The 19,621-nt window shown below is 56.2% G+C and carries 15 protein-coding genes; 3 read left to right on the forward strand and 12 right to left on the reverse strand.

Annotation, left to right across the window (positions count from 1 at the left end; translation table 11 throughout):
- Positions 1 to 353: 353 nt before the first annotated feature.
- The 5 genes from RB620_RS28435 to RB620_RS28455 all read right to left on the reverse strand — a co-directional run bounded on the left by RB620_RS28435 (position 354) and on the right by RB620_RS28455 (position 5,520).
- Positions 354 to 1,454 (reverse strand): Gfo/Idh/MocA family protein, encoded by a 1,101-nt coding sequence (locus RB620_RS28435; RefSeq protein ID WP_308100329.1) that lies wholly within the window; start codon positions 1,452 to 1,454, stop codon positions 354 to 356.
- Between the two features lie 70 nt (positions 1,455 to 1,524).
- Positions 1,525 to 2,250 carry a ThuA domain-containing protein gene (locus RB620_RS28440; protein WP_308100332.1) on the reverse strand — a complete coding sequence of 242 codons (726 nt, stop codon included), beginning with the start codon at positions 2,248 to 2,250 and terminating at the stop codon, positions 1,525 to 1,527.
- 14 nt (positions 2,251 to 2,264) lie between these two features.
- Positions 2,265 to 3,425: a Gfo/Idh/MocA family protein gene (locus RB620_RS28445; protein WP_308100334.1), complete on the reverse strand. Its 1,161-nt coding sequence runs from the start codon at positions 3,423 to 3,425 to the stop codon at positions 2,265 to 2,267.
- Positions 3,426 to 3,460: 35 nt separating this feature from the next.
- Positions 3,461 to 4,465, reverse strand: coding sequence for a LacI family DNA-binding transcriptional regulator (locus RB620_RS28450; RefSeq protein WP_308100336.1), 1,005 nt, complete (start codon positions 4,463 to 4,465; stop codon positions 3,461 to 3,463).
- Positions 4,466 to 4,644: 179 nt separating this feature from the next.
- Positions 4,645 to 5,520 carry a helix-turn-helix domain-containing protein gene (locus tag RB620_RS28455; RefSeq protein WP_308100338.1) on the reverse strand — a complete coding sequence of 292 codons (876 nt, stop codon included), beginning with the start codon at positions 5,518 to 5,520 and terminating at the stop codon, positions 4,645 to 4,647.
- Positions 5,521 to 5,695: 175 nt separating this feature from the next.
- Between RB620_RS28455 and RB620_RS28460 the strand changes: the two genes are divergently transcribed.
- Positions 5,696 to 6,529, forward strand: coding sequence for a phytanoyl-CoA dioxygenase family protein (locus RB620_RS28460; protein WP_308100340.1), 834 nt, complete (start codon positions 5,696 to 5,698; stop codon positions 6,527 to 6,529).
- Positions 6,530 to 6,605: 76 nt separating this feature from the next.
- Here the strand turns inward: RB620_RS28460 and RB620_RS28465 are convergent, their stop codons facing one another.
- The 6 genes from RB620_RS28465 to RB620_RS28490 all read right to left on the reverse strand — a co-directional run bounded on the left by RB620_RS28465 (position 6,606) and on the right by RB620_RS28490 (position 16,490).
- A complete protein-coding gene (locus RB620_RS28465; protein WP_308100342.1) occupies positions 6,606 to 7,670 on the reverse strand; it encodes an undecaprenyldiphospho-muramoylpentapeptide beta-N-acetylglucosaminyltransferase in 1,065 nt (354 codons plus the stop codon).
- A gap of 131 nt (positions 7,671 to 7,801) precedes the next feature.
- Entirely contained in the window at positions 7,802 to 9,892 is a 2,091-nt protein-coding gene (locus RB620_RS28470; RefSeq protein ID WP_308100344.1) for a serine hydrolase domain-containing protein, read from the reverse strand.
- A gap of 133 nt (positions 9,893 to 10,025) precedes the next feature.
- A complete protein-coding gene (locus tag RB620_RS28475) occupies positions 10,026 to 11,939 on the reverse strand; it encodes an FAD-dependent oxidoreductase (protein ID WP_308100346.1) in 1,914 nt (637 codons plus the stop codon).
- A gap of 167 nt (positions 11,940 to 12,106) precedes the next feature.
- A complete protein-coding gene (locus RB620_RS28480) occupies positions 12,107 to 13,693 on the reverse strand; it encodes a peptide chain release factor 3 (protein ID WP_308100348.1) in 1,587 nt (528 codons plus the stop codon).
- A gap of 138 nt (positions 13,694 to 13,831) precedes the next feature.
- Complete coding sequence (zwf, locus tag RB620_RS28485; protein ID WP_308100384.1) at positions 13,832 to 15,388, reverse strand: glucose-6-phosphate dehydrogenase; 1,557 nt, start codon at positions 15,386 to 15,388, stop codon at positions 13,832 to 13,834.
- A gap of 247 nt (positions 15,389 to 15,635) precedes the next feature.
- Complete coding sequence (locus tag RB620_RS28490) at positions 15,636 to 16,490, reverse strand: YwmB family TATA-box binding protein (protein WP_308100350.1); 855 nt, start codon at positions 16,488 to 16,490, stop codon at positions 15,636 to 15,638.
- Positions 16,491 to 16,586: 96 nt separating this feature from the next.
- On the opposite strand from RB620_RS28490, the gene RB620_RS28495 reads away from it, so the two are divergent.
- Together RB620_RS28495 and RB620_RS28500 are read left to right on the forward strand one after the other, a co-directional pair.
- Positions 16,587 to 17,033, forward strand: coding sequence for a hypothetical protein (locus tag RB620_RS28495; protein WP_308100352.1), 447 nt, complete (start codon positions 16,587 to 16,589; stop codon positions 17,031 to 17,033).
- A gap of 148 nt (positions 17,034 to 17,181) precedes the next feature.
- Positions 17,182 to 17,880 (forward strand): hypothetical protein, encoded by a 699-nt coding sequence (locus RB620_RS28500; RefSeq protein WP_308100354.1) that lies wholly within the window; start codon positions 17,182 to 17,184, stop codon positions 17,878 to 17,880.
- 257 nt (positions 17,881 to 18,137) lie between these two features.
- Here the strand turns inward: RB620_RS28500 and RB620_RS28505 are convergent, their stop codons facing one another.
- Entirely contained in the window at positions 18,138 to 19,478 is a 1,341-nt protein-coding gene (locus tag RB620_RS28505; RefSeq protein WP_308100355.1) for a molybdopterin molybdotransferase MoeA, read from the reverse strand.
- Positions 19,479 to 19,621: the final 143 nt, after the last annotated feature.

Below are 19,621 nucleotides of genomic sequence, written 5' to 3' on the forward strand. Positions count from 1 at the left end.
CACGCACCTCGCTAAGCTAGCGGGGTGAGTACTTCCGCATGTTCCAGCGTCTCCTCGTCAAGTAAAAAGTCTCCAGACAATTTCATATCTAAAAAAAGTGGGGTTTCCCAACAGCCTGAAATATGCATCATTTCCCCCGGTAACTAAACGTACGAGTCGACAATCCTGCAAAATTGCATCTTTTCAGCCACAAATCGAACACATTGGCTCCTACAAGCGCTAAAATAATGTACAATTGCAGCAATCCATCCTCCTCGACTTTGCGCGATCGTGAAATGATGCATTTTTGCATCATTTCACGCTAGATTAAGGGAAGCCGCCATACTGGGATTTTCCTCAATTGCTCTTTCCCGCTAGTCCAAACAGAACGGCTTCAAGCCGAGCGGCAGCGGCTTCGGACGTTCGCAGCTGCTCTTCATGACGTAATGAGCGCCTTGCTCGGACGCGTCGTGGAAGCCGTGCATCGCTTCGAGCACATGGTAGGCAAGCTCTCCGTTCGCGCGGTGCTTGCGGCCCGTCTGGATCGCCTTCGCCATGTCGGCAGCGCCGACGCCGCGCGCGTTCTCGGCGTAGCCGTGAGTCAACGGAATCGTCGACCATTCCTTCGCGCCGGCTCGGCTAACCCGAATCTCCCCGCCGAAGTTGTTCGGATCGGGCACGAGGAGCGTGCCTTCGCTGCCATACACTTCGATGCGCGGCAGCGTAGAGCCGCCTTTCGCGTCGAAGCTCGTCAGAATCGTGCCGATCACGCCGGACGCGAAGTCCATGACGCCCGCGATATGCGTCGGCACCTCCACCTGCACCTTCTGACCGTATTTCGGCTGGCTCGTAATCGTCCGCTCCGGATAGGAGATCCGCGCGGAGCCCGTTACTCTCGTCATCGGTCCCAGCATCGCCACAAGTGCGGTCAAGTAATATGGACCCATGTCGAACATCGGTCCGCCGCCCTTCTGGTAATAAAACTCGGGAGACGGATGCCAGCTTTCATGCCCGCCGCCTACCATGAACGCGGTCGCGCCGATCGGCGTGCCGATCCAGCCGTCCTCGATCAGCTTAATGCAGGTTTGGATGCCGCCGCCAAGGAACGTGTCCGGCGCGCTGCCGACGTAAAGCCCCTTCTTGGCCGCGAGCGTAAGCACTTCCTGAGCCTCTTCTCTCGTCACCGCAAAAGGCTTCTCCACGTAAGCATGTTTGCCCGCTTCCAGCGCGCGCAAATTGACGGACGCGTGCGCCTGCGGAATCGTCAGGTTGATGACCATATCGATCTCCGGATCCGCCAGCATCTCCTCCACCGAATAACCGCGAACGCCGTATTGCTCACCTTTCGCCTTGGCCCGCTCCACGTCGAGATCCGCACACGCCACGATTTCCATCGCGTCGAATTTGCTGCCGTTCTCGAAGTAAATGCCGCTGATGTTGCCCGTTCCGATAATGCCCGCTTTAATCTTCTCCATGTTCTCCCCATCCCTCTATCCTTCGAATCTAAACGGCGCGGGTTTGCCAGTGCCGTTCGCGACAGCTTCGTTAAAGCTGGTTATCTTGCATCCCCGTATAGACAGCTTCCCCGGCCACCAACGACTTCTCGGCTTCCGCCTTGCCGTCCGCGCACCAGAGGAAGCCGCGGCGCATGAGCTCCATGACGACCGGGATTTCCATAATGTTCGCTTGATGCCCCAGCGAGTTGTAATAGACACGGCCGCGTCCCCAGCGTTTCGTCCAAACGACCGGCATATCGACCGCTTTGTTATACGCGTGCGGGCCTGGCGTGATCGGGAATCTCGTCGTCGCCAGCACTTCCACGGCCGGATCGACATGCAGGTAATATTGCTCCGAGCTCACTTCGAAATCGCCGATGCCTTCCGTCAGCGCGCTCGTGGAATTACATATGTTAACGGTGTAATGAACACCGTCATTCCCCGGATGGGCCACCCACTGCCCGCCCGTCATGAACTGCCAGTCCACGTTCTCCCGGAACGCGTCGCACATGCCGCCGTGGCTGCCCGCCAAACCTACGCCGCTTTGCACGGCCGCCGATACGTTATCGACCAGCTTCTGGTCGATGCGCCCCATCGTCCACAGCGGGATGATTAGATCGAGCGACTTCAGCTTCTCCGCTTCCGCGAACGCCTCCAACGTGTCGCTCACTTCAACCTCGAACCCTTCCGCTTCCAGCTGGCCGCGGAAAATCGCCGCTACCTCCTCCGGTTGATGGCCCAGCCATCCGCCCCATACGATTAACGCTTTTCTCATCCGTTCTCCGCCTCCTATAGTTCGTTAATCGATACCCATCTGCGTTCCGCGATGGAACGGTCCACCGCTTCCAACACCTCTTGACATTTGACCCCGTCCACGAAATTCGGCACGGGCTGGCGATCCTCGCCGATCGCCGCCATCAGCTCCAGCACCTCGTGCGTGAACGTATGCTCGTAACCGATGGTGTGTCCCGCCGGCCACCAAGCGTCCATGTAAGCATGCGCGCCATCCGTGGCCAGCACGCGACGGAAACCTTGCACATCCTCGGCATCGTCCGTGAAGTAGACTTGAAGCTCGTTCATCCGTTCGAAGTCGAACTTGATGCTGCCTTTGCTGCCGTTGATTTCGAAAGCGTTCGTGCAACGATGCCCCGCGGCGAATCTCGTCGCCTCGAAGCTGCCCAGCGCGCCGTTCTCGAAGCGAGCCATAAACACGGTCGCGTCGTCCACCGTCACGTCGCCCATCTCTTCGCTGCCTCCGCCTTTCGCGCTTAATCCCGTCATGGCCGCGGCGACCGGACGCTGCTTGACGAACGTCTCGTTCATGCCGATCACTTCGCCGAATTCGCCGACCAGGAACCTTGCCATGTCAATGACATGCGCGCCTAGGTCGCCATGCGAGCCGGAGCCAGCGATTTCCTTCTGCAGCCGCCATACGAGCGGGAAGGAAGGATCCAGGATCCAGTCTTGAAGAAACACGCCGCGGAAGTGATAAATCTTGCCTAGCCTGCCTTCGCTAATGAGCTTCTTCGCGAGCTGGACCGCCGGGGCGAACCGGTAGTTGAACCCGACCATATGTTTGACGCCGGCCTTCTCGGCCGCCTCCAGCATCTCGCGGGAATCCTCGAGCGTTAAGGCAAGCGGTTTCTCGCAAAAAATATGTTTGCCCGCTTCCGCCGCGGCAAGCGCGATCGCCTTATGAGCGTCGCTCGGGGCGTTTATGTCGATGAGATCGATGTCGTCGCGTTTCACGAGCTCCTTCCAATCCGTCACCGCGTTCTCCCAGCCGAACTGCGCGCGTGCCTGCTCGAGGCCTTCCGGGTCGCGCCCGCAGATCGCTTTCATCTCCGGCTGAACGGACTTCGGGAAAAACATCGGCAGCGCGCGGTACGCGTTGCTGTGCGCCTTGCCCATAAATTTGTAGCCGACCATGCCTACTCTCACTTTTGCCATAACGAACAACCGCCTCTCATGAAATGGTATGGGATTTAGGACGTTTCTCTCGGGACCAAATGGACGGGCAGCATCGCATCGCCGCCCGAAGCCGCGTGACCGGACTGCCGATCCGCGTCCAGCAGCATCTCGGCCGCCAGCTTGCCCATCTCGTAGAAGGGGACCGCGACGGTCGTCAGACGCGGGCTAATAATGCGGGAGCCGTCGGAATCGTCGTAGCCGACCAGGCCGTAATGGAGCGGCGCTTCGAACCCTTGCTCCTTCAGCCCTTGCAGAAGGCCGATCGCCATCCGGTCGTTGGCCGCGAACACCGCGTCGATCCGGCCGCCGCGGATCGCCTCGCCGATGATCGGCGCAAGCAAGTATCCGCTCTTCCGGCTATAGTTGCCTTGGAACATCAGGCCGTCGTCCAACGCCATCCCGTTATCCGAAAGTGCGGACGCGTATCCTTCCAGCCTGTCCATGCTGTTCGAATAACGGCCGGGGCCGTTCAGGAACGCGATACGCTTCCGTCCTTGCCGGAGCAAATGCTCCACGGCAAGCTTGCTGCCGGAGACATGGTCCGCGTCGACGCTTGGGAACGGATAACCTTCGAACCGTTGGTTGACGAGACAGAACGGATACTCGGCTTCGGCTAATTCCGCCAACGCTTCACGTTCTTCCGCCACATCCTGCGAGCCCAGCATAATGCAGGCGTCAACCTTTTGCTTGCGGAACAGCCCAGCGTAATCGCGCGAATCCCCGGGTTCCTGGAAGATGAGCAGCAGGTCGTACCCGAACCTCTTCGCGGCTTCGCCGATCCCGCTTAAGATCTCCGAGAAATAATAAGTGGAGAACAGATGCACCTTCGGCACGGACGGCAAGATCACGCCGATATTGCCGCTCTTCCGTCTCGCGAACTGCTGCGCCAGCGCGCTCGGCACGTAACCGACCTCCGCTGCTGCCCGGAGCACCCGCTGCTTCGTTTCCTCCTTAATCGGTCCCACGTTGTTCAACACCCTGGAGACAGTCGCCTCCGACACGCCCGCCAGCCTCGCCACGTCTTTCCTGCTAATGATACCTGCCTCCCAGCTCGAACGGCTCTTGCCCGTCTATTGTTGTTGGTTTCTAGTTGTAAAACTAAAATTTTCATCAAAATAATGTACACGCGTACATTATGGCATGAAACCGTTTTAGCGTCAATCGCTTCGCCACAAAAAAAGTGTAAACGCCGCACGGCTCATTGCTGCTTCCGATATTCGCCCGGCGCCATCCCCATTCGGCCCCGGAACGCCTTCGAAAAATGATGGATATCCGAAAATCCGCAGTAAGCCGCAATTTTCTCTTGCGACAACGCGCTTTCGCGCAGCAGCTCGCAGGCATGGTTTACCCGCATATCAAGCAAAAATTGATGCGGGGTCATGCCGTATTGCATTTTGAATAACTCGTTGAATCGGGATACCGACATATTCGCGCGTTTGGCCATATCGGCCACGCCGACGGGATCGCTCAAGTGGAAGGACAGGTATGAGGTCACCCAGCTAAGCGCGGCGGGAGCCGATTTGGAAGCCGGTACGCCCGGGGCATACTGTTCCATGATCATGACGACGATTTCCGATAGACCCGTTTGCGCCTTCAACTGCATGACGGGATCCGGATGTTGCCACCACTCCACCACTTTCAGAAACGTATTCCGGAATTTGATCTCGTTGTCCAGCTTGAGCTTCACCGGAATTTTGGCTTCCGCCAGCTCGTCCAATCTCGGCTGCAGCAGATGCGAATACGCGGACAAATTCGTCTGGCCTGCTCTTGTCGGGAAACTTTCCTCCCTTTGGGCATGATAAAAGATATCGAAATGCGCGAACGGCGTCACCGTATTCGTCAGTCCCTCCAACCTGTTCAAGCTGTTCGGCTGGATGAAGCAGATATCTCCTTTACCCATTCGGTAGGCTTTGTCGTCCACTTCGAAACAACAATCGCCTTCCTGAACGTAGATGAGCAAATAATCCAATAACCTTCGCTCCGGCATAACCCATGGCTTTCGCACCGCGAAGTCGCATTGGCGAATATAAGGAACGACCGGCATCCGGTTTATCGTTTCAGTTAATTTCTGCATTGTCTCGTCTTCCTTCCCACAATTGCGCCAGTTGCTTCAACTATACCATGCCAAGCATCCTTTTTCGTTGTTTTTGACAAATTTGCAGAAGACTTTGACAAAGCATATTTTCGACTTCCGATTTATGATATAACTATCGTTCTCATCCAATTTAAAGCCAAGGGGTGTAATAAACTTGATAGATATTACAAAACTGATGCAACAATTGCAAGGCGATTACCCGCTTACCGAAGAGCAAACGAAAAAATATCAAGAGGATGGCCACATCTTTTTGACAAACGTAGCAAGTCCGGAGGAAATCACATACTACGAGCAGGAGATTTCGTCCATCGTGATGGAGCTGAACTATCATAACAAGCCGGTATCCGAACGGGATACGTACGGCAAAGCTTTTATCCAAATCGGCAATGTATGGGAAAAGAGCGAAGAGGTGAAACGATTTGTTATGGCAAGGCGTTTCGCCAAGATCGCCGCGGACTTGATGGGCGTGGAGGGCGTGCGCATTTATCACGACCAAGCGTTGTTCAAGGAACCGGGAGGCGGCCATACGCCATGGCATCAAGACCAAATTTATTGGCCGCTCGATACGGACAAAACGATTACGATGTGGATGCCGCTTGTTCCGATCCCGCAAGAGGTCGGCACGATGACGTTTGCGTCGGGGACGCACAAGCTCGGATACGTCAATAAGCAGGTCATCTCCGACGAATCGCACAAGACGCTCGGCCAATTCATTGAAGCGAAGGGCATTCCACAGGTGAACTACGGCGCCATGGCCGCGGGAGACGCAACCTTCCACTCCGGCTGGACGATGCATTCCGCGCCGGGCAATCCGACGGAGCATATGCGCAAGGTGATGACCGTCATCTATATCGCGGACGGGATTCAAGTAGCCGAACCGGACAGCAAAGCGCGTGAAGGCGACATGAAATCATGGTTCCCCGGCTGCAAGCCCGGCGATCCGGCGGCGAGCGTCCTGAACCCGTTGCTTTATCATCGCAATGCATAGAAGCAAAAACGAAGGCGTACGGCAGTCATCCCAGATGACTATCGCACGCCCTTTTTGTGTTCGATATTCATTCGTACTACTTCATAATCTCCGTCAACCAATCGTATATTTGTTTGATGCCGTTACCGGGATCGAATTCGCTCATCCGTTCCGCATAAAAATGCCGATTGCCGTACACGTTCATCGTTTGCTCCAGAAGCGAGTCCGGCGTCAGCTCTTCCTCCGGCAGCACTTCGGCATACCCCATGGATCGGAACGACTCGGCGTTCAGCAGCTGATCTCCCCTGCTCTGGCCTTTCGTCAGCGGAATGAGCAGCATCGGCTTCCGAAGCGCCAGAAATTCGAAGATGGAATTCGAGCCGGCGCGCGAGATAACCATGTCCGCCGCGGCCAGCAGATGGGGAAGCTCGTCGCTGACGTACTCGAACTGTCTGTAGTGGCCCGATTCGAGCTTCGGCTCCACGCCGCCTTTGCCGCAGAGATGGATAATTTGGAAGCGGCTCGTTAGCGGAGAGAGCTGCTTCCTGACAGCTTCGTTAATCCGTCTCGCACCCAAGCTGCCGCCCATAATGAGCAGAATCGGCTTGTCGCGCCGGAAGGAGCAGAGCTCTCTGCCGCGCTCCGCCCGTCCCTGCATCAGCTCATTCCGAATGACGGGGCCTATGTATCGGCTCTTACCGGGCGCGATCGCCTTCGAGGTTTCCGGGAACGTCGTGCAGATGCCCGAAGCGAACGGCGCCGCGATCCGGTTGGCCAGTCCCGGCGTAATATCCGATTCATGGATGAGCACGGGAACCCGGTTCAGCCATGCCCCGATGACGACCGGCACGGAGACGAAGCCGCCTTTGGAGAACACGACGTTCGGTTTTTGTTTGCGAATAATGCGATAAGCCTGAAGGAGACCTCCGACCACCTTAAAAGGATCCTTGACGTTGTTCCAGTCCAAATATCTTCTCAGCTTCCCGGTCGCGATCGGCCAATAATGAACCTCCGGCAGCTCCTCGATTAATTTGCGCTCGATGCCGCCCACCGATCCGATATACTCGATCGACCAGCCTTCCTGCCGAAAATGCGGGATAAGCGCAAGATTCGCCGTCACATGGCCCGCCGAACCTCCGCCGGTAAACAGTATTTTTTTCATTCGCCGCCAAACCTCCATTCACGTTCCCATTCATTATACTTTCGTCATGGAAAAATAGCACGGGTCATCCTGCCGATGTTCACGGGGACAAACAAAAAAGAACCCCCCGCTAAACGGGAGGCCCTGCTTGGTTATCCTTGCTGCATCAGGCTCGCGACGATGGCATCCGTGGGAAGCGTAAGCAGCGCGTGCAGAATCGCTGCTTCTTCCTGGCGGTTCAACGCCTTTTTGGAGAAGTAGTCGAATGCCCCGTTCTCCGCAACCTTCACCTCGGGACCCATGATGCCGAGCTTCGTAATCATCTTCACGGCCGGGATCGCCCAATCGTCCGTGTCGCCTTCAAGCTTTACCGATTCGAACAGCTCTGCCGGATATTGCGGAGCAAGCGCGCGCCAGATCATGACTGCGGCTTCCTGCCTTGTGATGGCGCGGTCCGGCTTGAATTCGCCCGCGTTCGCACCCTTGACCAAACCTAATTCGAAGGCTTGTTGGACATATGCTGCGGCGGGATGACCTTTCAAATCTTTGAATGCGGGTTCGTCAGCGACGCTGCCCTTCAATCCGCTGATCTCCATCACATGCCGCACGAACTCCCCGCGGGTCACCGCCTCATTCGGGCCGAATTCGGCCTCCGCGTCATTCGCGATGTACCCAAGCGATTGAAGCGCATGAACGGCCGCAGCATAAGGATGGTTTGCCGGAATATCGGCATAGCCCTCCGGTTGCTCGCCTTTCTTCGCATAGCCGAAAGGATTCAAATACGGTTCCTTCATATAGACCTCAGAACCTTCCGCCCCTGTCCGGAACGCCGTGAATTTCCCCGTCAAGCTGTCGACGAACAGATGATCATCCACTTGCTTCAAATTGCGGGGGCCGAGGAAAGCGTCCGAGATGACAAGGCTGCCTTCGGCATCCGGGCCAAGGGTAGATACGATCGAACGCATCCTTAGGTCGGCGTAAACGCCGCTAAATCTCTCAAGTTCTTTGGCGGAATAAGGCTTGAACGTTTCGTCCAGCTCCGCGGCTTTGGCGATATCCGGGAAGAACTTCGAGATAAACGCCGGATAGAAGAGGTCGCGGAGAGCCCCAAGCTTGTTATAGGTTAGGAAAACACCCGTCTTTTGCTCCGGAATCATGAATAGTAGAGAGCTGGTGCCGATCACGTCACCCGCCTTCGTAATGACCTCGGTGCTGCTCCCGGCTCCCTGCAGCTGCATGGGCGCTTCGAAGCCATAGGTCGTGTCCGGCAGCAGCGGATGGGCGGAGGAACGGTATTTCTCCATCTCATCGACCGTAGCTTGCGCGAGAATGCGACCCTGGGACGTTGCTCCGCCGTTCAGGAACGCCTTCATGAATTCCCCCACATCCTCTGCCGTAGCGAACATGCCGCCTTGCGGAAGCACAGTGGGATTGATGGCGTACAGCTCGTGCTTGTTATTGTCCGGTCCGTATTCCGACACCAAGTTGTCTTTCAGCTTGCCTTGCAGAAGAAACCCGCTGGAATCCATGCCGAGCGGCTCGAAAATTTGTTTGTCCATGTACGTCTCGAACGGCATGCCGCTTACGTTCTGCACGATTAGGCCTTGCAGCATCGAAGCGAAGTTATCGTACATGTAAGAGCTGCCCGGCTCCCTGACAACGGGAGGCATATGTTCGCGAACGTAATCTTCCAGCTCTACGACCCGATCGAGGTCCGTATGTATGTCTTCCGGAAGCGGATCGCGAATTTCGAATCCGGTCGTGTGCGTCAACAAGTGTTCGATCGTCACGGGATTATCGAACGGGTTGTCGAACGCCAAATCCTCCACGTACTTTGTAAAATCGTCTTGAAGCCCGACTTTGCCTTGCTCCACGAGCTGCATGAGCGCGGTCGCGGTGAAGGATTTGGACACCGAAGCAATTCGGAACACGCTCGATGCCGGGTCTACTTTTTGTTTCGACTCCAGATCGGAATAGCCGTAACCACGCTGAGCGATCGTCTCCCCATCCTTCACGATGACGACGGAGGCCCCGACATACAGCTGTTTGGCTTGCTCGGATGAGAAAAACTCATCCAAAAATTTCGTTGCGTTTTCGGCATTCAACGTTTGTGCGGCAGGCACGGCTGCCGTTTCCGCGGGAGCCGCATAAGCGGCAGGCGCCAGCAGACTGAAGGCCAGAGAGGACATGACGAGCGTTTTGGTCCATTGGGATGGTTTCATAAGACGATTAAAAAGTTTCAATCCCTGTTTCACTCCATTTCCGAATAGGTATAAACCGCCTTCCTAATACGGAAATAATAGGATAATAGTTTCGTAAATTTGGAAGAAAAAAAACCGACGGCAATCTTTCCGCCATCGGCTCTTTGCATTCGCTTTATTTGGCGCTCAAGCTATCCACGACATCCTTCAGCAGCATGTAAACGTCGCCGTTCGTCAGCTTGTTGCGGTCCTTGATCGTATTCAGCGTTTCCGCCTTGACGAGCCCGTTCATAAGCACGTCAAGCGCTTTGGCCGGAACGGCTTCGCCTTCGACCGCCAGGACGAGCGTGTAAGCCGCTTGATCGAGCGTGAGCGGGATCGAAGTCGAATCGGCTTCCGACAGGTCTTTGATCGCCGGGGTTGCCGGATTCGCGAAGACGTTCGGGTATACTCTGGCTGCACTCGTCAAATTCTGCACTAACCGCTTCGGATTGGATTCTTCGTCCAATTTGAAGTCGTTCTTGTAAGCGCCTTGGGAAATGCCCATGCTAACCGCCAGCTTCAATCCTTCATAAGCCGGATGGCTAATGAACGGATACGGCTCGAGCTCCGGAGGCGTAAGCACCATGCCCTGCTCGGTTAGTCTTTCCTTCAGCGTAACGATCAACGCGTCGGAAGCCGACAATTCGCGTAGTTTAACGCCTTCTTCGATCGCGAGTTTCACTGCTGCGCCCGCCGCTTGCGCCGTCGCCATGCCAAGCGGCACAACGCGCGCGCTGCCATGCGGCAGCGTGTCGAAGCTGGCCGAACGCCCGACGACGAGCAAGCCGTCGATCTCTTGCGGCACCAGCGTACGGAACGGAACGCCGTAGAACTTCGGATCCATCAGGACGGCCCCGCGGTCAGCAGGGGACGTGCTTTGAATGTCGACCGGATAAGAGCCGAACGCGATATCGTCCGGATGCGACTGCTGCTCCAGCAAATCCGTCATGCTTAGGCGATATTCGCCGATGATATGGCGGGTTTCGCGGATATACAGCTCCGGAGCGATCTCTCCCAATTCGACCGGTTCAAGCTCCGGATAAAGTGATTTTAAATAATCGATCATAAGCGGGATTTCTTTGCGCGCGATTTCATATGCCTTCGCGATAGAGGCTTGATCGAACGGATCCACCCCGAAGATCTGAACGGCGTTGATGAGCGCCGTATCATTGTTTTGGCGTCCGACGTTGAGGCCGCGCGTACGGATGCGCTCCGGGTTCGTGGAGGGGTATTCCCACATTTCCTTGAAGCCCCATGCGCTTTCTTCGTTGGCTCCCGTACCATCATCGTCGTCTTTGTTCAACCGGTCGCTAATGGCCTTCCATACGTCAGGCGTTACGTTAACCAATTGATAGACTGGCGTAACAGCCATCAGCGATTTGGTATCGCCGATATCCTCGCGGCCGAACGTGAACTTAGCTCCTGCGGCGGCCGCGAAGTCCGCGTCCTGCGTCGCGTCGATGACCGCTTCGGCGGTCACTTCGACGACCGTGCCATCGGCGGCTGTCAGCTTCGCGCCCGTCACGTTTGCTGTACCTTCTCCATTCGTTATGACGGGCTCGATGCTCACCATGCCGAGACGCACATCGATGTTTTCCTCGGACTCTACCAACTTGTGGAAAGCGTTCGTAGCGGTCATAATATCAAACGAATCGCCTTCGATTTGATCGAACCATTCTTTGAAAATACCTTTGTTATAATAGTCGACTTCGTCTGGGGCCCGGTTCATGTCCAAGCTGTTCAACCAGCCGACGGTGAACAAGCCGCCTAATACTTCGCGGTTTTTGCCGTCGACGAGCAGCGTCTTCAGTCCGTTGCGAGCGGCGGAAACAGCGGCCGCTACCCCTTCCGGATCGGTGCCTACGACAACGACGTCGTAATGCTCCTTCAGATCCTCTACCGAAACCTGCGGAATATCTTTAACTTCCGTCACGGGCGTCGTGCCCTCATTGTCTTTGTCCTGTAATTGACCTACGTAAAATAATCCCGAAATAATGATCAGCAATAGTCCGAATGTCAACAAAATAATTGGCGTACGGTTTTTCATGCCTTCTCTCCTACACTCCCTTTCTCTATCTATCCCAACTATTATAGTCTAGTATCTAGCGGGACACAACGAAAGAGAGGGAGTTTCATAGAGTTGCCACCGTTTCCAGCGCGCAAAAAACCTCCCTCGGGCCGAATGCAGGCCCTGGGAGGATGGTCGATTGTAGCTTATGGAGCCGTCTCCAGAAACTTGGAGGTCGGGTTTTTGTCGATGGCCGTGCGCATCGCGTATTCGTTCTCGAACAGGGCGACGTAATTGCCCTTCTTGTCCTTCACGAGCGTCGAGTTGATCCGGAACTTGGACGGGTCGATCTTTTCGTCCACGATCCAGCGCGCGAATTGGAACGTCATCCGGTGCAACTGGATATCGACGCCGTATTCCGCTTTCATGCGATGCTCGAATACCTCGAACTGCAGATGACCTACGACGCCCAGAATCGTTTCGTCGAAGTTGCCGGTCGAAAAGAACATCTGAATGGTGCCCTCTTCCGTCAGCTGGTCCAGACCTTTCTGGTATTGCTTATGCTTCAAGGCGTTCTTCACGGTTACCTTGGCGAAAATCTCCGGCGAGAACGTCGGCAGCTCGTCGAACTCGATCTCCATGCCTTGCGACAAAGAATCGCCGATCCGGAAGATGCCCGGATCGAACAATCCGACGATGTCGCCGGGATACGCCATTTGGACGATATCGCGATCCTGGGCCAGGAACTGCTGCGGCTGGGAGAGCTTGATCTCCTTCTTGTTCCGGACATGCTTAACGGCCATCCCGCGCTCGAACCGGCCCGAGCAGATGCGTAGGAACGCGATGCGGTCTCGGTGCGCCGGATTCATGTTCGCCTGAATCTTGAACACGTAGCCGCTGAATTTCTCGCTCGTCGGTTCAATCGGTCCCGTCGTGCTATTGCGAGACGTTGGCTTCGGCGCCAATTGCAGGAAGTTCTCCAGGAACGTCTGCACGCCGAAATTGTTGACGGCGCTGCCGAAGAAAATCGGCGTGAGCTCGCCCGCGCGGACTTTTTCGTAATCGAACGGGTCGCCCGCGACGTCGAGCAGCTCCAAATCCTGAATAAGCTGATCCGTCAAATAATCGCCCGCCATCTCGCGGATGATCGAATCGTTATAATCGTCGACCTTGCGCACTTCGATTGTGGAATGGTCGTTGCCTTGGAACAGCTCGACCTGCGTCTTCATCCGGTCATAGACGCCGCACAGCTCTCGGCCCATGCCGATCGGCCAGTTCATTGGAACGGAGCGAATGCCTAACACTTGCTCCAGCTCCTCCATCAGCTCGAACGGGCTTTTGCCTTCGCGGTCCAGCTTGTTAATGAACGTGAAGATCGGAATGCCCCGCTTGCGGCATACCTGGAACAGCTTGATCGTCTGTGCTTCGACGCCTTTCGCGACGTCGATCAGCATCACCGCGCTGTCCGCCGCGGTAAGCGTGCGGTACGTATCCTCGGAGAAGTCTTGGTGGCCCGGCGTATCCAGAATGTTGACGCGATGGCCTGAATAATCGAACTGCATGACGGAGGACGTAACAGAGATCCCCCGCTGCTTCTCGATCTCCATCCAGTCGGATGTCGCGTGGCGGCTTGCCTTGCGCGCTTTGACGGATCCAGCTTCCCGGATCGCTCCCCCGAACAAGAGCAGCTTCTCCGTCAGCGTTGTTTTACCGGCGTCAGGGTGGGAAATGATCGCGAACGTGCGCCGTTTCTCCACTTCCTGTTTGATTTCGTTCGTTAATGATGGATTCATGCTTGCCTTCCCTTCGCGAGCGGTTCGATGATTTCGTTATACATGTGATTAGTCATTCCGGCGTTTCGGAATGACTAGTCGGTTTGGCACTATGTCCGATGGCTTGCATTTATAATAACGGCTTCTTTACCCATTTGCTTATTTCTCTTTGTTCGTGATCCAGATGACGTTATCCTCGTCTTGGCCGTTCACCGGCCACCAGCGATGGCCTTCCTCGGCGAGCAGCTTGTTCGTCTTGTCAGGTCCCCATGAGCCAGCTGGGTAATGTTCGAGGTCGGATGCATCTTCGCGCCAGGCTTGCGCAATGCGGTCGACGAATTCCCAAGCATGCGACACTTCGTCCCAACGAGTGAAATAAGTGGAATCGCCGCGCGCCGCGTCATGGATCAGGCGCTCATAAGCTTCCGGCGTATTGATGCCGATCATGCAGCTTTGGCAAAATTCCATCGATACGGGCTGCACGTCATTGTCCGCGCCCGGTTTCTTGGCGTTGATTTTGATATAGATGCCTTCCATCGGGTTAACCCGGATGACCAGAAGGTTCGGCGCCAAGTCGTGTTTCTGCGCGAACAGGACGTTCTGCGGCATCGACTTGAATTCGATGACGACCTCGGTCGTCTTGACAGGAAGGCGCTTGCCTGTGCGGATATAGAACGGCACGCCCGCCCAGCGGAAGTTGTCGACAAACACCTTCGCCGCGAAGTACGTCTCCGTCGTGGATTGCTCGTCTACGGATTCTTCTTGGCGGTATCCGGGGAGCTCTTTATTGCCGATCTTGCCTGCGGAGTATTGGCCGCGCACGACATGGCTGCGAACGTCGTCGCTGGATGTATAACCACGCAGCGAACGAAGCACCTTCACCTTCTCGTCACGGATGTCTTCGCCATGCAGACGGCTAGGCGGCTCCATCGCGATCATCGTCAGCATCTGCAGCATGTGGTTCTGTCCCATGTCGCGAAGCGCGCCGGACTTGTCGTAGTAACCACCGCGTTCTTCGACGCCGACCGTCTCGGACAACGTGATCTGCACGTTAGCGATATGATTATTGTTCCACAACGGCTCAAAAAATGCGTTCGCGAATCGGATGACCTGGATGTTCTGAACCATTTCCTTGCCGAGATAGTGGTCGATCCGGAAAATTTCTTCTTCCTTGAACACCTGGTTTAGCTGTTCGTTCAGCTTCTGGGCGGAAGGAAGATCGTAGCCGAACGGCTTCTCGATCACCAATCGGTGCCAGCCCTTCGATTCCAGCAGACCGCCGTCGCGCAGGTTGAACGATACCGGACCGAACAGCGACGGAGCCAGCGCCAAGTAGAACAAGCGGTTGCCCGGAATGCCGAACTTCCCGTCCAGCTCGGAGGATAGTTCGTCTAGCTTGCGGAATCCTTCAACATCGTTAATGTCGAGCGACATATAAACGAAGTGTTCCGTGAACCGATTCCACAGCTCCAGATCGGTTGCCTTATAACGGCAAAATTCGTTGATCGATTCGTATAAATCCGAACGGAACTGCTCGTTCGTGCGCGGGCGGCGGGCCAAGCCGACGACCGCGAAGTTATCCGAAAGTTTGCCTTCTTTATATAAACTGAACAATGCCGGGAATAACTTGCGTCTTGCCAAGTCGCCGGTCGCCCCGAACAGATAATAAACAGCGCCTTCCGGGGATATCGCGTCGATTGTAGGGTTGTAAGTCATACGCCTCATTCTTTCTTCCTGAATTTTTATACGAATTACATGATATGTAGTGTAGCATATTCATCCTTAATTAGCCATTGAACGGCTCATAAAAAATACTGATGATCTAAGTAAATTCTTCTGATCGGACATCAGGTCAGAGAGAATTTACGGCTGGTTTTGGGCTTGATTTTATAGGCTGGCCTTAGGCTGGTTTTTACTTTCGGTTTTACGATTGCATTTACAGTTATTTGTGAGCTTTACTCGCTCACTCAGCTCCCGCGTCCACGTCACTAAAGTCCCCCGTAATCAGAGGAACGCCAATTGTCACTTCCATCCGGTCGTTCTCAGTATTTCGATGCTCCGCGACCTGGAGATTGGCGTGCCGGTAGCCGTCCAACGACTGGGAGGCCAGAAGCTTATCGGTCAACAGGGTAACGCTTCGCGTCCCGCCATCCTCGTATTGTTCCATGACGCGCCCCATCGTTATGCGCTCCAGCTCCTTGGCCGCATCCGCGCTTTTGGCGAAGCCGTACGACTTTAATGTTATTTTCCAATCGGAAGAATGTTGAGCGAGGATCGCGGCTATAGATTCCGTCGATTCCAGCAGCTCCTCCTTGGATACGATCCCTTGATCCGTCTCCAGCAGCACGATAACCGCCACGCCCTGGTCCGTCGTCTCAGTTTCGTGCATGGACAGGCTCCCGTCCCAAGTTGCCGGGAAAGGGCCCTTTATCGTCTTGCCCTCGTTTGTCACAAACTTCTCGGTCGCTTCGCCTTTTTCGTTCGCATACAGCTTCGCAGCCAATTGCGAGAAGCTTGAGTCGGGCTGAAGCACCGCATCCCAGCGGATCATCCAATCGGCAGCCTCGGCGCCTCCGGCCAGCAGACTATGGCTCCACGTCCATAGCTGGTTTAGATCATGCGAGTCTTTTTCGGCATCCGGAGCTTGGTTTTGAGGATCCGACTTGTTCAGCAGCAAGGCAATGAGGAGCAGCACAATAAGCAAAGCGCTTGCTCCCGCTACGCCATGTTTTTTTTTGAAAGGGGAAGGCGGCTTTCGTTTGGGCTTGGCAACGTTATCGTTCTCTAGATTCAATAAGGATTTCCGAGGCACGTACATGAAATAACCTCCGTTCGATTGTAGGCTAACGGACATTTCTTCGCGGGCGTGAATAGACTGGGTGCATAACCTAACGAGGAAAAAGGTGGAGGAGCTATGGAACGGATTTATCCGCTAAACGACGAACACTTGCAGCATATCATCGGCATGCCGGTCTGTGCGGTCATGAATAACGGTTTGCGATACGTCGGCATCGCGGAAAGCTGCAAAAGCGGTCGGCTCGGACTGACGATCCCTTCGTATGAACACGGTTTTGGGTATCCAGCTGAGTCGCATGATTTATCGGATGACAGACAAGCGCGGAACAGCCAGAACGAACAAACGATACAGCCCGAACAAACAGCGTCGACCAAAAAAAGAAAACCCGTTCGCGGTAAGAAACAGCTAAAGCAAACACAAGCCACGGCATCCGCCAAGGAAGCCGTCTTTACTAATTACGCAGAAGGCGGGAATAATCCTGCCGCGGGTACAAGCGCAGACCGGACGGCCAATGGGATTAAGCTGGACTTGGAGGATATTTATCTCCTTTTCCTGATCGTGTAATCGACAGAGAGGGTCCTTCGTCGACAAATTCGTTCCTTATAACGAACAATTTGCCGACATTCGACTCTCTCGTTCGAGCAACTTCGCGTTCGTTATATAGTATGCTGGCTATATTATTTTTTTCTCATCGAACGGAGGGGGAAATCGGATGTCTGGGTCTATACGGTCTATTCGAGGGATTGAGCGGACGAATGTATACGCGCCGATCGCTCCCGTCAACCGTTACGCGGCGTACCGCAATCGGGAGCAAGTCGAGCCGGCGCGTGTCCAGCCAGCGGAAGGATACGAAAGAAGGGTTGCCGAGGCGGCCGAAGGAGCGGCCGCGTGGCTGCGAATCACGCAAGAAGCCGGCGCGAAGCTGGACGGGCTCATGACCGAGCTTGGCCGCCTTGAAGGTTGGCGCGACGCCGCCGTCACCGAAGACAAGCTCCGCCAGCTTGAGAAGTTGCTGAACGAGCTGTCCGCTGTGTACCGGCAGTACGAACATCATTTGAAGCCGGAGCTTTGGGAAGTCGTGGAGCTAGCGCTGCGCCATCCGGCCACGGAGGAGCTCAGCCTGCGCAGAGACGAAAACTCCTTGTTCCGGACCGAAAATCGGAATTCGGCTCTCGCACAGCGCCGGCACGACTCCCAAGAAGACCGCGGCAAGCTGAGAAGACTCCTGCTGGGAGCGGACGGACTGCTCGCAGCATTAAAACGGGCCGTCTCGTACGCCGGGCATCTACAATCGGCCGACTTGCTTCGACTGCCCTTCCCGTCGGGATATCCCTATGCGATGTATTACGGCGCAGCCCAATTGTATTGGCCGCTCCCGAGCAGAGGCACGATTCTGAATAAATACGTTTAAGAGGTTGTTCAAAAAGTCCAGTTTTGATCACGAAGTATACTAGTTAGCGTATTCGACATCGAATATTTCCTGATGCCCACGAAAGTGAAGGGAAGCTTCGATGCCAATTCCGATTACTTTCGCGGGGCCCGAGTTTGCCGAAACTTCCGGTGCTCACGTAGTTTACACTACGCTCCGCTCCTCAGTTTCTAGCTTCATCCAATCTTCTCGGTGCTGAAAACCGGACTTTTTGAACACGCACTTTAGCGAAGGCAGCACTACGACGGCAGCAGAATGATCGACGTCCACTCGCCTGCATCGAGGCCCTCCGAACCGGAAGGGATAACGGCCAAGCAGTCCGCGTCCGCGATCGAAGCCATCATGCTGGATTTGGAGAAAGCCAGCGGGTCGGCGTTCAAGCTTCCATCCTCGCCTTGCGAGAGTCGGGATCGGACGAAACGAACATGCGGACTTCCTTTGCGTACGGGAGACGCGAGCTTCGCCGTCGCACAGCGGGGCAGCGGCGAGCCGCAGCCTTGCATCGCCAGCAATGCCGGCCTGACGAACAGCTCGAATCCGACGAAACAAGCCCCGGGATTGCCCGACAGGGACAGCAGGAGCTTCCCTTCGAATAAGGCGGCCGATGTCGGACTGCCGGGACGCATCGCGACTTTATTAAAAAGGAGCGCGCTCTCGAACCCGCTGTTCTCATGGCCCGCCGGCGAAGTCTCGAGCTTGCGGAGGATATCGGCTATTACGTCATAATCGCCTACCGAGACGCCGCCCGTCGTAACGATGAGGTCGGCGTCTCTTGCCGCGCGGCGCAGCGCTTCCTCCACCGCTTCCCGCTGGTCGGGCAGCGTTCCGCGCAGCTGCGGCTCCGCGCCGCTCTGCTCGGCCATCCACGCGACCATCGCGCTGTTGCTGTCGCGGATCCGGCCCGGCGCTAGCGGCGCCTCCACCGGCATCAACTCGCTGCCGGTGGCGAAGATCGCGACGCGCGGGCGTCGGTACGCCGGCACGTCGGCATAGCCGAACGTGCCGAGCAGCGCGGCGTGGCCCGGCTTCAGCAGCGTGCCGGGCGCCGCCAGCGGGCTCCCGAGGCGGAATTCCTCGCCCCGGGGCGCCACGTTCTGGCCGGGCAAGGCGGCCGCTCGCACGAGCACCGCCGCGGCGCCCCCGGCCAGGGACGCCTCCGCGGTCTGCTCGAGCATGACGACCGCGTCGGCGCCTTCGGGCACCGCCGCGCCGGTCATGACGCGCGCGGCCGTGCCTGGCTCAAGGGCCGCGGCGGCGAGCTCGCCCGCCGCGACCGCAGCCGCTACGCGGAGCAGCGCCGGCGATCCCGGCGCCGCTCCCGCGGTATCCACCGCGCGCAAGGCGTAGCCGTCGAGCCCCGAGCGCGCGAACGGCGGCCAATCGCTGGTCGCGCTCAGCGACTCCGCGAGGCGGCGACCGCCGCATTCGGCCAGCGGCACTAGCTCGCTGGCGACAAGCCTCTCGGCAGCTACAGCGACGACGCGCCGCTGCGCCTCCTCCACCTGGATCGCCCGCCGATTGAAGCGTCCGTCGCTCCCCGCGGATATGATACTCTCGATTACCTGCTTCCCTTCTTCCATGCACGTTCCTCCAACTCAATGAATCAGAGCCCATCTCTCTTCGCTCCATTGTACCACAGCGACGATTCGGAACAAGAAAAAACGCCTTTCCCCTTATTTCATGATAATATGTTCCTATCAACGATTAGTCCTAGAGAAGGAGT

It is taken from the genome of Paenibacillus sp. LHD-117 (genome assembly GCF_030929555.1).
Lineage (GTDB): Bacteria > Bacillota > Bacilli > Paenibacillales > Paenibacillaceae > Pristimantibacillus.